11 protein-coding genes are annotated in these 13871 nt (G+C 45.4%); 7 read left to right on the top strand and 4 right to left on the bottom strand.

The window, feature by feature from the left end:
• Positions 1-8: 8 nt before the first annotated feature.
• Positions 9-677: an HAD family hydrolase gene (locus V6668_RS21930; protein WP_036615249.1), complete on the bottom strand. Its 669-nt coding sequence runs from the start codon at positions 675-677 to the stop codon at positions 9-11.
• Positions 678-1176: 499 nt separating this feature from the next.
• Here V6668_RS21930 and V6668_RS21925 point away from each other — a divergent pair, with 499 nt between their 5' ends.
• Both V6668_RS21925 and V6668_RS21920 read left to right on the top strand, forming a co-directional pair.
• On the top strand, positions 1177-2103 hold the full coding sequence (locus V6668_RS21925; protein WP_338706671.1) for an ADP-ribosylglycohydrolase family protein: 927 nt from the start codon (positions 1177-1179) through the stop codon (positions 2101-2103).
• 26 nt (positions 2104-2129) lie between these two features.
• Entirely contained in the window at positions 2130-3377 is a 1248-nt protein-coding gene (locus V6668_RS21920; RefSeq protein ID WP_338706670.1) for an MFS transporter, read from the top strand.
• 66 nt (positions 3378-3443) lie between these two features.
• On the opposite strand, the gene V6668_RS21915 is transcribed toward V6668_RS21920, so the two are convergent.
• The gene (locus V6668_RS21915; protein WP_338706669.1) at positions 3444-5759 is read right to left on the bottom strand and encodes a hypothetical protein; all 2316 of its coding nucleotides are present in this window, start codon (positions 5757-5759) and stop codon (positions 3444-3446) included.
• A 672-nt stretch (positions 5760-6431) separates the two neighbouring features.
• Between V6668_RS21915 and V6668_RS21910 the strand changes: the two genes are divergently transcribed.
• The 4 genes from V6668_RS21910 (at position 6432) to V6668_RS21895 (ending at position 10687) form a co-directional block, all read left to right on the top strand.
• Positions 6432-7244 (top strand): alpha/beta hydrolase, encoded by an 813-nt coding sequence (locus V6668_RS21910; RefSeq protein ID WP_422395289.1) that lies wholly within the window; start codon positions 6432-6434, stop codon positions 7242-7244.
• Positions 7245-7333: 89 nt separating this feature from the next.
• Entirely contained in the window at positions 7334-7633 is a 300-nt protein-coding gene (locus V6668_RS21905; protein ID WP_338706665.1) for a hypothetical protein, read from the top strand.
• A gap of 130 nt (positions 7634-7763) precedes the next feature.
• Positions 7764-8462: an RNA polymerase sporulation sigma factor SigK gene (gene sigK, locus V6668_RS21900; protein ID WP_017687130.1), complete on the top strand. Its 699-nt coding sequence runs from the start codon at positions 7764-7766 to the stop codon at positions 8460-8462.
• Positions 8463-9325: 863 nt separating this feature from the next.
• On the top strand, positions 9326-10687 hold the full coding sequence (locus tag V6668_RS21895; RefSeq protein ID WP_338706663.1) for an amino acid permease: 1362 nt from the start codon (positions 9326-9328) through the stop codon (positions 10685-10687).
• A 55-nt stretch (positions 10688-10742) separates the two neighbouring features.
• Here the strand turns inward: V6668_RS21895 and V6668_RS21890 are convergent, their stop codons facing one another.
• Positions 10743-11927 (bottom strand): serine hydrolase domain-containing protein, encoded by a 1185-nt coding sequence (locus V6668_RS21890; protein WP_338706661.1) that lies wholly within the window; start codon positions 11925-11927, stop codon positions 10743-10745.
• Positions 11928-12097: 170 nt separating this feature from the next.
• On the opposite strand from V6668_RS21890, the gene V6668_RS21885 reads away from it, so the two are divergent.
• Complete coding sequence (locus tag V6668_RS21885; RefSeq protein WP_017687134.1) at positions 12098-12550, top strand: Lrp/AsnC family transcriptional regulator; 453 nt, start codon at positions 12098-12100, stop codon at positions 12548-12550.
• A 94-nt stretch (positions 12551-12644) separates the two neighbouring features.
• Here V6668_RS21885 and V6668_RS21880 read toward each other — a convergent pair whose 3' ends face one another.
• Positions 12645-13850: an MFS transporter gene (locus V6668_RS21880; protein ID WP_338706660.1), complete on the bottom strand. Its 1206-nt coding sequence runs from the start codon at positions 13848-13850 to the stop codon at positions 12645-12647.
• Positions 13851-13871 lie beyond the last annotated feature (21 nt).

Genomic DNA, 13871 nt, shown 5'->3' with positions numbered 1-13871 from the left:
TGCAGACCTTAGACGGTAGTGACGAGTGGCTTCGAAATCAAATCGTTAAATGTAAGGTCAGTCAAGCAAGACAGCCGTTGGTGAGGCATATCGAATTCCAGTGTTCCTGTGATGGTATTCGATATGACTACGCAGTGCATACCAGCCGCAGCAGCTGCACGCGCGCCGTTAGGTGAATCCTCAATCGCTACGGCTTCGTCTGCAGTTACTCCAAGGGCTTCAAGTGCTTGAGTATAGAGTTCCGGGTCAGGCTTCACATTTGCAACATCATCTGCCGTACGAATGACTTCAAAATAATCTTTCAGTTTCAGTTGTTCCAGATGTTGTTCAACCCACTCCCGTTTGGAGCTGGATGCTACAGCGAGTTTCAGTCCGGCTTCACGTGCTTGTTCAAGATATTCCTGAATACCAGGACGCACCTTTTCTTTGTTCATCAATGCAGCGTGCTGCAACTGAACGGATTCCCTGAACTCTTCCCGATCGATCGGAAGATTCAAATCTGTGATGAGGTACTCATATGGATTAAATGTTTTCAGACTGGTACCGATGCATTGTGAATACATCTCCAGGGTTAAATCTACGCCGTGTTCCTTGTAAGCATCACGAAAAGCAATATACCATGCTGTCTCTGTATCAATAATCGTTCCGTCGAAATCAAACACCAGTGCCTTAATCATAAATTTGTTCCTCCTGTTTCAGAATTAGTTTGGGGATAAAAAGTGAAAATTTTCTGCAAATTCATTCCCTGTATTCATTAACCTGCGGGATATTAGTTGACGCAATACACCGAAAACGAATATTAATTTGGGAAAAAATATGCGTTTGAAGCTAATAAAACCGTAACATAGGACAAACCAAAGGGTCAAGCGCGTCATGATTGTTTACATTGAAAATTTTCACATGTATGATTTGTTTTCAGAAAATGATGAACGTTGCAAACCGTTAACCCTTTTGCATGTAAGCGGTGTACTGAATAAACTGTTTTTACAGCTCAAAAAAATAAAACTTTTTTTATGAAAATTGGATAGTCTGGCCGTTCAACAGCTTTCGACACTTTTATAATAGAAGAAATGGAGCTGAATTTATTGGATTTTATTAGCTTTACGCCAGATCAGGCCCTGTGGGAGAATGGAAGAAAGATTGTAAAAGTATATGGAGTAAGGGAGGAAGATAAGCATGTTGCAAAAGGACCGTTTCAATGGCTGCTTCATCGGGCTTGCAGCGGGTGATGCGTTGGGAACTACCGTGGAATTCAGTAGCCCGGGCGCATTTGAACCCGTAACGGATATCGTGGGTGGCGGCGTATTCGGGCTGGAGGCAGGGCAGTGGACAGATGATACATCCATGGCTCTGTGTCTGGCAGAAAGTCTGGTACGTAAGACAGACTTTGATCCTGCGGATCAGATGCGCAGATACACCAATTGGTACAAGGTCGGGTATATGAGCAGCACAGGCGATTGCTTTGATATCGGCGGGGCCACGCGAAGTGCCTTGGAGAGGTTTGAGATAACTGGAGAAGCTTACAGCGGATCAACCGACCCGATGACGGCGGGCAATGGCTCTATCATGAGGCTTGCACCTGTCGTGATGGCTTACGCTAATCAACCAAACGAGGCGGTCCACTATGCTGGGCTGAGCTCCCGGACAACACATGCTGCAACGGAAAGCGTGGAAGCATGTGAAGTGCTGGCCGCCATAATTGTTGCCGGTCTGCGCGGAGCGGACAAGAGCGTCATGCTGATGCCGGAGACATGCAGACAGTGGAGGGAAGAACCTACTTTTTCGCCTGCTATTGAAGAGGTTGTTATGGGTTCCTATCAGAGCAAAGAACCGCCGGAAATTAAGGGCAGCGGCTATGTGGTTCGTTCACTTGAAGCAGCACTATGGGCGTTTCATAAGTCATCAAGCTTTGAAGAAGGCGCGTTGTTAGCTGTTAATCTGGGTGATGATGCGGACACTACAGGTGCGGTGTATGGGCAGATCGCAGGTGCTTATTATGGATTGAGTGGTATTCCGGCACACTGGCGGGACAAGCTGGCTATGCGTGGAACGTTCGAACAACTAACAGATGCCTTGTGGTTGAAGGCGACAGAAAATCGTTGATTAAGAGACAGGAGAAGAGAACATCTATGAGCACGATTGGACACACAGTACAACCACAGGTTTCACCGTCAGGTAAACGAGGGGCGTTTCCATTATCCCTGTTATTTCTGACGATAGGAGCTTTTGCGATTGGTATGACTGAATTTATTATTATGGGTCTGCTGCCCAATGTGGCAACAGACCTGAATGTAAGCATTCCGCAGGCTGGGCAACTCATTACGGGATATGCGCTTGGTGTAGCGGTAGGTGCGCCGATATTGACCGTATTTACACACAAGATTCCGCAGAAAAAACTGCTGGTGCTGCTGATGTGCATTTTCATTATCGGTAACGCATTGTCTGTCATTGCTCCTACTTACGGGTTGCTAATCTCAGCACGGATCTTAACGGCATTTGCTCATGGTACGTTCCTTGGTGTAGGTTCAATCATGGCGACGCGGCTTGTTGCGCCCGAGAGAAGGGCAGGAGCGGTATCGGTTGTTCTCGCAGGGCTAACGATTGCCAACATTATTGGCGTTCCGTTTGGTACATTTATCGGGCAACAGCTCGGATGGCGGTCATCTTTCGGGGCGATTACGATCTTGGGCATCGTTTCTTTGATTGGTATCATTCGTTTCATTCCCATCCTCCCGCAAGGAGCACCAGCGAACCTCGGACAGCAATTTCGGAATCTGGTTCGTCCACAAGTGTTGCTGGTTCTGCTTATTGGGGCGTTGGGGTGCGGAAGTTTGTTTACAGTCTTCACCTATATTACGCCGATGCTTGTGGATATTAGCGGCTTTGCGGAGCAAAGTGTGACCTGGATTCTGGTGTTGTTTGGCTTCGGTGTAACCTTGGGCAATTTGGTTGGCGGCCGTCTGGCAGACTGGAAGCTGATGCCTTCGTTAATCGTCAACTTTGGTATCCTTGCTGTTCTTCTGGCAGTGCTCACGCTGACACTGGAGAATCCGTATCTAGCAGTGCTCACGATATTTTTCTGGGGGGTTGCCGCTTTTGGTATTATGCCGGGACTTCAGATTCGGATTATGAATATGACTCGTGAAGCACCGCTACTTGCGACAACCTCAAGTCATTCGGCATTTAACCTGGGAAATGCCGCTGGTGCCTATATGGGTGGGTATGCAATTACGCATACGGGACTTATCTCAGTGCCTTTGTATGCCGCAGTAATTGCTGCACTGGGTTTGCTGGGATTGTTCATCAGTCTGTTGATGAAGGACAGACTGACTTCACCCGAGGGTGCAGAGGTAGTTAATCCAGTATCCGTATACTAAACAGATGTCAAGAAAGCCTCAGCCATCCTGTGTAACCAGGGGCTGAGGCTTTTTGGGTATGCTGTTTTAATAGATTTCAAGCTCATTGATTCGCACATAGGTTGGCTGATGCGAAGGACCTTTACTCGCTACGACACGGATCTTGGAGGTACTGACTGCTGAAAATGTGTGTGAACGCGTTAACTCTTGATTGCCTGTAATCTGTACAAGATTCACCCAATTTGAGCCATTCCAGTATTGCAGATCATAATTGGCAAGCGGGTATCCCTGTGTGGTATACAGATCAATTCGCTGGATTGAACTCGATGCCGGCAAATCAATGACGACATATTGGGGAAGTGAGGAATTACGGTTATTGGCCCAGCTATAACTTTCCCCCAAGGCCGTGTTACGATCCCCGTCATTGATTCGGGCTGCTGAATACCCGGGATAGGTGGAAGTTACCGTTATGGCAGCATTTCGTGCCAGGTTCTGTCCGGTTCCCGGATTGGTAGGGGTTTTCACCAGATTCACCAAATTCCAGCGCAACTCGAAGAGTTTGAAGGATTTATTAAATACAGCTCCTTCTCCTTTGACGAGAGCATCAATCTTTAGAGACATGGTACTGGGCACATTATTGCTGCTTGTCCATTTCCCTGTGCCTTCAATGCCGGCAAAAACACTTACCTCAAGTATTTTTTTGCCGGCAATTTTCAGACCGACTTCCGCTTTGGCTCCTGCCCAAGCAGTGATCTGTCCTTCAATTTTATGGGTTACCGTAAGATATCTGTTCACATTGCTGTAAGGCTGGATCTTCACGGGAATAAAGACACGTGTCTTCCCTTTGACTCCCGCGGTAACCGTGTATCCCTGATCGACCTGAAATTCAAAGGTGACGTTGCCGTCAATACCAATGACCAGAAAAACGCCGACAGATACGGCTCCGAGATTGCCAGCACCAACGTTGAAGCCCATGATTGGAACTTTGACTTCTTTTTTGAACTTGGCATCACCTTTGATATAGATATTGGCTTTCTCACCAGCAGTAAATTTCAGATCATATTTTCCCCAAAATCCGTATTTCCCCGTAACTTTGGGTGCAATCAAGGTGAGCTTGCCACCTGCTTCAACGAACACTTTGTTACCGTTTGCATTTTGTTGATTTACAAGTACCTTCTTGAAATCACAGACAAACTCATTGCCGGATTTTTTGCAATTGGCAAAATCACCTGCTCCAGCAGCACGAATCACATCATTCAGATCCATGGGTGCGATATCCGTGGAAGCGATATCCATTGTTTCTGCATCCGCAACAGTGTCCATATTTGCATCTAAATCATTTTGAATCGTGTTGTCGATGTTGAACTGTCGCATTTCAGCATCGTCAGTTATATCGGTCTCTAACAAGGAAGGGGTTTCCTGAACAAGCCATTCCTTGCTATCCAATACCATCTCAGGATCAGGCATGACGATATTACGCTCTTCGAACGAGACCTCCTGCTCGGGAATATCATAGTAATCGAACAATTCCTCCACACCCGGAGTGGTGTAATCTACCCGCATACCACCAGAGCTTCTATTGACGCTTGTAACTTTGATAGCCCGGGCAGAGGACTGATCGAGAAAGATCTGACCAGGAGCTAGGTTATTACCGATCTGGGCAGCCTCTTGGGTGCTAAGTTCTATAGAACCTTTCTCTTCCACCGTTTCAAAGACGGCATTTACCACGGGAAGTCTCTTCACCATGGAAGCAGGCATGGGTTGGGTTGGTTTTAACTGATAATCGACTTGCTCGAATTGACCTGAAGAAGAAATGGGGTTGCTAATAGCCAGTCCATCTTCGGAGACGTTAAATGAGATTCGAAAATATGCTTCTGAAACTGGAGCATTCACATTGGTCTTGCCTGCCCAGATCCAGCGTGCACTGGTCTCCTCTGGCATGCCACTAATCTGTTTCCAAGGATCACTGCCATACCGTCCGAAATCAGTAGCACGTGACCATGACGAATCATCGAATTTGGGTTGCTCCCAACCTTCGATATATCGTTCAGATACTTTCCAGTTGAAATCCGTAACCAGATTCTCATCTCCGTAGCTAAGGTCTGCCAGCAGTCCCGCATAGAGGCCTATATCCTTCGCTTGAACCGCAATCACATTGATGCCAGATTGAATCGGCACAGGGAACGTATAGGCTTTGGCCCAGTCGGTGCCTTTTCCCGTCTGTCTGCCGTTTATAAAAAGTGTGAACTCATCATCTGCGGTTATAGATATTTTTCCTTCATTGTTAGATGCAGCATAGACATTGGATGGCCATAATCCTACAAGTAAAGGCAGCAATAATGTAATAACCAGGAATGAAGCCCATGCTTTTTTGATCGACAAGCGTACATTGAACATCATCATTTTCCTCCCAGAAAATAAAGTAGTTGCAAAAGATATTGGCGGCCGAAACGTTGAAACTTTTTCGTAAGCATATCTCAGAAGAAAAATATTATGAATCTATTGAAATTGTTCATTGACACCCCCCTATGGAAGCTATAATAAGGTAAAATATTCAATTTAACAACAGTATTTTACAATTTTAATTGTGATTCGAGAATAAAGAAGAAAGAAGAAAGAAGAAAGAAGAAAGAAGAAAAACTCTGACGCTATAAGATCATTGAATTGAATCGCTAGAAATGAAAATATTGTTGCAAAAAATGGATAAATAAGTTTAAATATACTATATAAGTAATTCTATGTCGGAAAAACAGAGTGGAATCTACATGTTTCAGTGTTTTTCTGAAGGGAAGGGAGGTGATCTAACTCGTTTGTTGTAAGGGCTTTCAATATTGGATTGAGAGGAAGCTTGCTTCACCGCGTTAGAAAAAAGTTGAACTTCAGCATCAAGCGTAATCCAGTGAAACTTCGAGAAACGCATACTTAAGTTTGACAAAATTGAGAGGAGAAATTGAGATGAAAAAACGTATTACAATCCTTTTAAGTCTTTCGATGATCGTTGCCATGATTGCCCCAACAATGGCTTTTGCTACGGATTCCAGCGAGGTTGGTGCTCAGAACACAGCGTATGAATCTATGAATGTATCCGGAAATGACGCAAACAATGCGCTGGCTAACACTCCGGTGGTGCCTGCACCACCGGGTTTTGATGGCTATCGAAACAATATTCCGCACGGAAATACCAATCTGATATCCTATTACTCCACAACGGTGGGCAATACACGGAAAGCGACCGTGTATACACCGCCAGGATATTCTCCGAATAAAAAGTATAACGTCTTGTATCTCCTGCACGGCATCGGCGGGGATGAGCATGAGTGGGTCAATGCAATGAAACCCAAGAACATTTTGGACAACCTGTATTCGGAAGGCAAGCTGTCCCAGATGATCGTTGTCATGCCGAATGGCCGTGCCATGAAGGACGACCGTCCAGTCGGTGACATTTTTGCTCCGGACAAAGTGGCTGCGTTTGAACGGTTTGAGCAAGACCTGATCAAGGATCTGATTCCTCATATCGAGGCCAATTATCCGGTGTACAAAGACAAGAATAGTCGTGCGCTAGCCGGACTGTCCATGGGTGGTGGGCAGTCGCTTAACTTCGGATTGAAAAATCTGAATACCTTCGCTTGGGTAGGGGCCTTCTCGGCTGCACCGAATACTCAATCTGTATCGCAGCTGGTTTCCAACCCGGGACAAGTCGCTAGCCAACTCAAATTGTTGTGGATCTCCTGTGGATCGAGTGATGGTCTGTTATGGGTCAGCCAGAATTTCAAAAATGGCTTGAGCAGCATGAACATTCCGCATACCTTTTATCTGGATGTAGGTGGACACGAACCATCTGTCTGGAACAGCGGCCTGTATCAGTTCTCACAACGAATCTTCAAGTGATTAACCGGTATTCCTAGAAAATTTAATGGGATTCATATTGGATATGCCGCAGCCTCAGTTCTGTTTCCTACAGAGCTGGGGTTTTTGTTATGAATCAAGTCATCGGAAAGGAGCACATGGGTATTTTTAATTTTGGAGATGGGGTTAATGAGAGTGTAAGTATTGGTTTAATTTATTACATAGGTACTGTTATGAAGGAGAGGGATCTGATGTTTTATTACAAAGGTGCGTTTCGGGAAACGGACAATGTGATCTATTTTAAAAGCGATGTTTCATTAGCCCAGAATGATGTTGTCCTATTTGGTGAGAAGAAGTATTTTATCGAAAGTGTGGAAAGAGAATTTCTCCTACTTCAGCGGGTGGGCTCCATAGTTTCTGTGAGTCTGTGAAATCTTCGCAAGATCATCCCCTTTTTCAAGTGTACGTGCACTTCTGGGCCTCTGCCTACATACAATAGATCGACCCTGTTCCCACATGTGCTCAGGCCAGATCGTTGTAAAACTGCAGGAGGTGTCATCTGTGCCCGGATTGTTTACCGCAATTGCTCTATTCATTAAAGAGTTAACGTTACTCGTCTCGTATGTCAAAAATAATGCGTTCCCCCAGCCACTGGCTGAGGGTGATGAAGCCAAACATTTGCGCCTTATGGCTGAAGGCAATGCCCACTCTCGCAATCTGCTCATTGAACACAATCTGCGCCTCGTCGCGCATATCGTCAAGAAGTTCGACAATACGGGTGAAGATCAGGAAGACCTGATTTCCATCGGAACCATTGGTTTGATCAAAGCGATCGAAAGTTTTCAACAAGGCAAAGGCACGAAGCTTGCCACATTTGCGGCGAGATGTATTGAAAACGAGATACTTATGCATCTGCGTTCCCTGAAGAAAACACGCAAAGACGTATCCCTGCACGACCCTATCGGTACGGACAAAGAAGGCAATGAAATTACATTAATCGACATCCTTGGCACAGAAGCTGATGATGTTGTAGATCGGGTACAGCTCAAGATTGAAAAAAGCAAAATTTATCGCAATCTAGATATCCTGGATGACCGGGAGAAGGAAGTTGTAATCGGTCGATTTGGCCTGGAAGCAGGCGGGGAGGAACGAACTCAACGCGAAATTGCGAAGGAACTGGGCATCTCACGTTCTTATGTATCACGGATTGAGAAGCGAGCGTTAATGAAGCTGTACCACGAGTTTTATAAGCAAAAGTAGTTGTTGGATAGATAGCGCTTTTCGTTAAAAAGATGGTGCTTTCTGAACCTTCCGCATTTGTAGGGAGATGCATTAAGATCGAAAATTTGATACACTGCGCTCTCTGAAAATGGCACGGACAAAGAGGGCAATGAAATTACACTAATTGATATCCTCAAAACAGATTGGAAAAGAAAAAGGAATAGATTAACAGACCAGAGGGCGCCTTTATCGGGAGCCCTTTTTACTGTGAAGATACTTAAAACTGGATCTAAATAGTATTAATTATTTGGGATTATGACCTAAATAAAGGAATTTCCATTCCCGTTGAAGAATATCTTGTACACAGACCAATTTAATATATAAGGAGTACATCATAATGAAGCAGCTTTTTCAGAAGATTCCACTGTGGTTTTTGTTAATCTGGATTGTAGGATTTATGATGATCGTGTTCAACTCGTTTCAATCAAACTCGGGTACCATTAACTTGCTTGCATTATTCATAATTAATGTTGCTAATGCTATTCGAATTTGGAAAAACGAACGTTCATTAGCGATTACCTTTTTAGTTGTTGCCGCTCTATGCTTGACTTTTATTTTAAAATACTTCTATAGATATGTATTATCAGCATAACTTGGCATGAGAATAACAAAGGAATGTACATAGGCTGATAATAGTATGGATCGGATGTAACTTAAGATTGATAAAAGCCCAGGGCATGAAATAGGAGCATATGAAGTGGTCACCTCTTACAAAGGTGGCCTCTTTGCTGTGCAAAAAAATATATAAAAGAGGGATATGTATTCTGGGCAGATTATTATATGATGAGTAATAATATTTTGCATCGTAGAGAGCATTTGCAGAAAGAGAGTGGTGGTTGATCATGCAGCAAGAAACGTTAACAAGGGGATTAAAGAACAGGCATGTGCAGTTGATGGCGATCGGAGGTGCGATCGGTACAGGTCTGTTTCTTGGAGCAGGAAAAACGATCCAACTGACAGGGCCGTCCATCTTGATGGCCTACATCATTACGGGGGTTGTATTATTCCTGATCATGCGTGCATTGGGAGAGCTGCTGTTAAGCAACTTGCAGTATCATTCCTTTGTCGATTTTGTGCGTGATTACCTGGGAAATATGGCGGCATTTATTACAGGCTGGACCTATTGGTTCTGCTGGATCTCCATTGCCATGGCTGATATTACGGCCATTGGATTGTATACACAGTTTTGGTTTCCGAATGTACCTCAGTGGATGCCGGGGTTAATTGCGTTGGTCATATTGTTAATCATGAACTTGGCGACGGTCAAGTTGTTTGGTGAAATGGAATTCTGGTTTGCCCTAATTAAAGTCGTGGCTATTCTGGCACTTATTGTTGTTGGTTTATATATGATCTTCAAAGGTTTTACCACGGATCAGGGTCCAGCAAGTTTCACCAATCTGTGGAGTCATGGGGGATGGTTCCCGAATGGAATGCATGGATTCATCATATCGTTCCAGATGGTGGTGTTCGCCTTTGTAGGCATGGAACTGGTGGGACTCACAGCAGGGGAAACGGAGAACCCGGAGAAGGTTATTCCGAAAGCCATTAACCAGATTCCGATCCGGGTACTGCTCTTCTATGTTGGCGCACTGCTGATTATTATGAGTATTTACCCGTGGAACGCCATAGTGCCTACTGAAAGTCCGTTTGTACAAGTGTTTGCCGCTGTGGGTATTGCGGCTGCTGCAGGCATTGTGAACTTCGTGGTACTGACTTCCGCAGCGTCAGCGTGCAACAGTGCCATTTTCAGTACAAGCCGTATGGTGTTCTCCATGGCAAAGGATCACAACGCACCTGAATCATTTGCAAGACTGAACAAGAGGAAAGTCCCTTCCAATGCGCTGTTTTTCTCCACGATCGTTATTCTGATCGCGATTGTGCTGAACTATATCATGCCAGAGGGTGTATTTACGCTGATCACGAGTGTGTCGACTGTGTGCTTCATCTTCGTCTGGGGCATCATGGTAATCTGTCACCTGAAATACCGCCGTACCCAGCCGGAACTGGCGAGTCGCAGTCGCTTCAAGTTGCCACTATATCCGTTTTCCAACTACTTCATTCTGGCGTTTTTGGTTTTTGTGTTGGTGGTCTTGGCGTTGGCTGAGGATACGCGAGTGGCGCTGTTTGTCACGCCGGTGTGGTTTATTCTTGTTGCGGGGATCTACCTTTTTAAAAAGAAAAATTTGAGTAATAACAGACAGTAGCCTTACCATCGTTGCCAAATAAAGCCGCCCAATGATATTGGGCGGTTATTCGTATTTAAATTCTTGCAGCCTCTTTGCCTTCACGAATGCTCGCGTAGATGGCAGCACAGATATCGGTTGTATACTGGCCCGACATCCCTTCAAGTGCCGTGTTGGTGAATGCTGCAACACTAAGTTCTTCTTTTGGATCAACAAACCAGGAATGACCGTATGTTCCACCCATTCGCCACGTACCCGGGGATTCCGGTGTACCGGCTGCGACAGGATCTTTAAGTACGGTAAAACCAAGGCCAAACCCTCTGCCTGGCCAATATGGCATCACGAGATCACCGATTTGATTGGTAGACATCTCAGCCGCAACGGCTTCTGTAAGGAGAGGCTGTCCTCCTTGTCGCAAGGCTTCAAGTAAAGTAAGAAAATCTCCGGTACTTCCAACCATACCCGCTCCGCCCGACAAGTAAGCAGAAGTACGATTCGCACGATTGGGTGACAGTCGGAAGCCAGCAGTGCCCTCAATAAAAGGAATCAGCTCCAACACCTGATGAAGGAGACGCGGTTCTTCAGAACCATTAGCATATGCGGCTGTTAATCGTTCCGAATCCACCGCAACAAAGTCAGTGTCGGTCATGTGGAGTGGATGAGTAACCAGCGTTTGGACAGCTTCTCGTAGTGACATCCCAGTTACCTTTTCGATAACGGCACCAAGTACATCTGTTGCAATGGAATATCTCCACATGTTGCCTGGCTCATACAGAAGAGGAGCAGAAGCCAGCCTTTGCAGATTCTCCTTCAGACTAATTTCAGACCAATCCATTCCGTCCGATACTCCTGCAAGCTCATAGGTTCCCTGATCTTCTTGGAAGAAACGGTATGTCAAGCCTGCGGTGTGTGTCATCAACTGATGTACTGATATTAAAGCGTCCTGGCCATTAGCAAGTTTGGGCCGGAATGCAGGCAGCCAGCGTGTCACCGGATCATGCAGACTCAGCTTTCCTTGTGAGATTAATGCCAGAGCCGCTGTCGAGACAATAGGTTTGGTTACGGAAGCAAGTCGAAACAGAGCGTTTTCCGACATGGTGCGTTTTTGCTCCCTGTCTGCGAAACCAGCAGCCCGGCTATATACCAGTTCCCCTCTTAATGCAACCTGTACAACTGTTCCTACGATTCTTTTTTCGCTTAGAGCGCGGTCAATGGCTTCATCCACATAATTATGCAATGTCGTCATGTCTTTTTTTCTCATGTTTATCTTCCTCTCACCAACTGATGTATTTGATTTCTCGTGATAACTGTGTTTATTATATAAATGATTGATCTTGTATTACATGGTTTGTTAAAGGCATTATAATGAATTTGCGAATATACTTAAGGTAATTTCTGAATATATCTTATGTATTTAAAGGAGTGGATCACATGGACGAAATAGATCAGCATATTCTGTATCACTTGGAGAATCAGGCGAGATTGTCCATGACCGAACTCGGCAAACTGGTGGGGTTATCTCAGCCCGCCGTTACTGAACGAGTCAAACGAATGGAAGAAAAGGGAATTATCGAGGAATATCGAACCGTAATCTCCCCATCCAAATTGGGCAAGCAGAGCACAGCCTATGTTCTTTTTCGTACGCGGGATTGTTATCCTTTCCTGGATTTCTGTCGTGCGTCACCTGAAGTTGTGGAATGTTATCGGATAAGCGGAGAGTACAATTACTTGCTGAAAATCCTCACAGATACCATTCAGGGACTCGAGGAGTTTCAGAACAAGTGTGATCCGTACGGTACTTACATGACTTTAATCACCATGTCTTCTCCAATTGCACATAAGAATCTAGTGGAAGGACCAAATCTGTTGGCACAGGCAGAATAAAATTCTGGTCTTTAAAATGAAAAACAGAAGAGGAGTCCACATCAAGTGAACTCCTCTTTCCTCCTGCGTGTAACTCATGCAAAATGCCTTCCTGTTAATTTGCTCTGGTAAATCCATATTTATAAGCACGCATAGCTACAAGCAAAGCAGGAATAAGCAAGATAAACAGCGCCCCAGAAAGGTATCCTGCTCCAAATAGCTCAAGAAGGATGCCCCCGATGATGCCTCCTCCGCCAATCGCCAGATTCCATGCTGTAACCAGCATCGATTGGGCGACATCTGTACTTTTGCCTCCGGCTTGAGCGATGGCAGTCTGTAACAGTGTCGCGGCTCCGCCAAACGTAAGTCCCCAGATCATGACGCCAAGGATAATAATCATAGGTTGATGAGTACCGATTCCCATCACGACAGACGCGAGAGCGAATGCTGCCAAGCTAATGATTACTAATCTCCTCAAAAATCGGTCAATGAGCATTCCGGTTAACCAAATTCCAACAATGGAAGTAATACCGAAAATGAGCAAAATCAAGTCTACTCTGTTAGCAAATACGGTCTGGGCTAGGTAGGGAGAAATATAGGTGTAAAGGATATTATGGGCAAGCATCCAGGCCAGAACAACAAACAGAATAGGCCTAACTCCCGGAATTAAAAACACCTTATGCAGCGGAAGACGTTCACCAGCTGGCTCTCCGGCAAAATCCGGCATTCTCCAGAGAACCCATACGATTAAAGCTACGGTTAGAAGAGATACCATCCCGAAGATGAGGCGCCAGCCGACATAAGAACTGAGAAAACTACCGATTGGGACACCCAGGGCTAATGCTACCGGAGTGCCGACCATAGCCACAGCCATGGCTTTACCTTTTAACGAATCCGGAACCATCCGACGAGCATAACCTGCTGTCATGCCCCATAACACACCCGCAGAGACTCCCGCCATGAAACGAGCAGCAAGTGTAAGGATATAATCTGACGATAAGGCGGTAACGGTGTTAAAGACAAGAAAACCACTAATGCATACTAACAGTAGAGGTCGGCGTCTCCATCCGCGTGTAGCAGCAGTCAATGGAATGGCAGCAACAAGTGATCCAATGGCATAAAGAGTCACCAACTGTCCTGTGAGGGCTTCTGTGATCCCCAAGTCTTTTGCGATTTGCGGCAGCAGTCCCGCAGGCAAGCTTTCAGTGAGGATGCAAATAAATCCCGCCATGGCTAATGCAAGAAGCCCAGCCCACGGAAGGCGTTCTGAAGATATGGAAGGTAGCTCCCTTTGTTTTGGGAGGGGTGTGTTAATGGCCATGAATAAAAACCTCTTTTCTTA

Origin of the sequence: Paenibacillus amylolyticus (genome assembly GCF_036894225.1) — a bacterium.
Taxonomy (GTDB): domain Bacteria; phylum Bacillota; class Bacilli; order Paenibacillales; family Paenibacillaceae; genus Paenibacillus; species Paenibacillus amylolyticus.
The sequence above is the reverse complement of the archived record's forward strand: the minus strand, read 5'-3'. Positions and strand labels throughout refer to the sequence as shown.

Coding starts and splice junctions, on each gene's coding strand:
- V6668_RS21930 (WP_036615249.1), bottom strand. CDS start 677: ATGATTAAGGCACTGGTGTTTGATTTCGACGGAACGATTATTGATACA.
- V6668_RS21925 (WP_338706671.1), top strand. CDS start 1,177: ATGTTGCAAAAGGACCGTTTCAATGGCTGCTTCATCGGGCTTGCAGCG.
- V6668_RS21920 (WP_338706670.1), top strand. CDS start 2,130: ATGAGCACGATTGGACACACAGTACAACCACAGGTTTCACCGTCAGGT.
- V6668_RS21915 (WP_338706669.1), bottom strand. CDS start 5,759: ATGATGATGTTCAATGTACGCTTGTCGATCAAAAAAGCATGGGCTTCA.
- V6668_RS21910 (WP_422395289.1), top strand. CDS start 6,432: ATGAATGTATCCGGAAATGACGCAAACAATGCGCTGGCTAACACTCCG.
- V6668_RS21905 (WP_338706665.1), top strand. CDS start 7,334: ATGAATCAAGTCATCGGAAAGGAGCACATGGGTATTTTTAATTTTGGA.
- V6668_RS21895 (WP_338706663.1), top strand. CDS start 9,326: ATGCAGCAAGAAACGTTAACAAGGGGATTAAAGAACAGGCATGTGCAG.
- V6668_RS21890 (WP_338706661.1), bottom strand. CDS start 11,927: ATGAGAAAAAAAGACATGACGACATTGCATAATTATGTGGATGAAGCC.
- V6668_RS21885 (WP_017687134.1), top strand. CDS start 12,098: ATGGACGAAATAGATCAGCATATTCTGTATCACTTGGAGAATCAGGCG.
- V6668_RS21880 (WP_338706660.1), bottom strand. CDS start 13,850: ATGGCCATTAACACACCCCTCCCAAAACAAAGGGAGCTACCTTCCATA.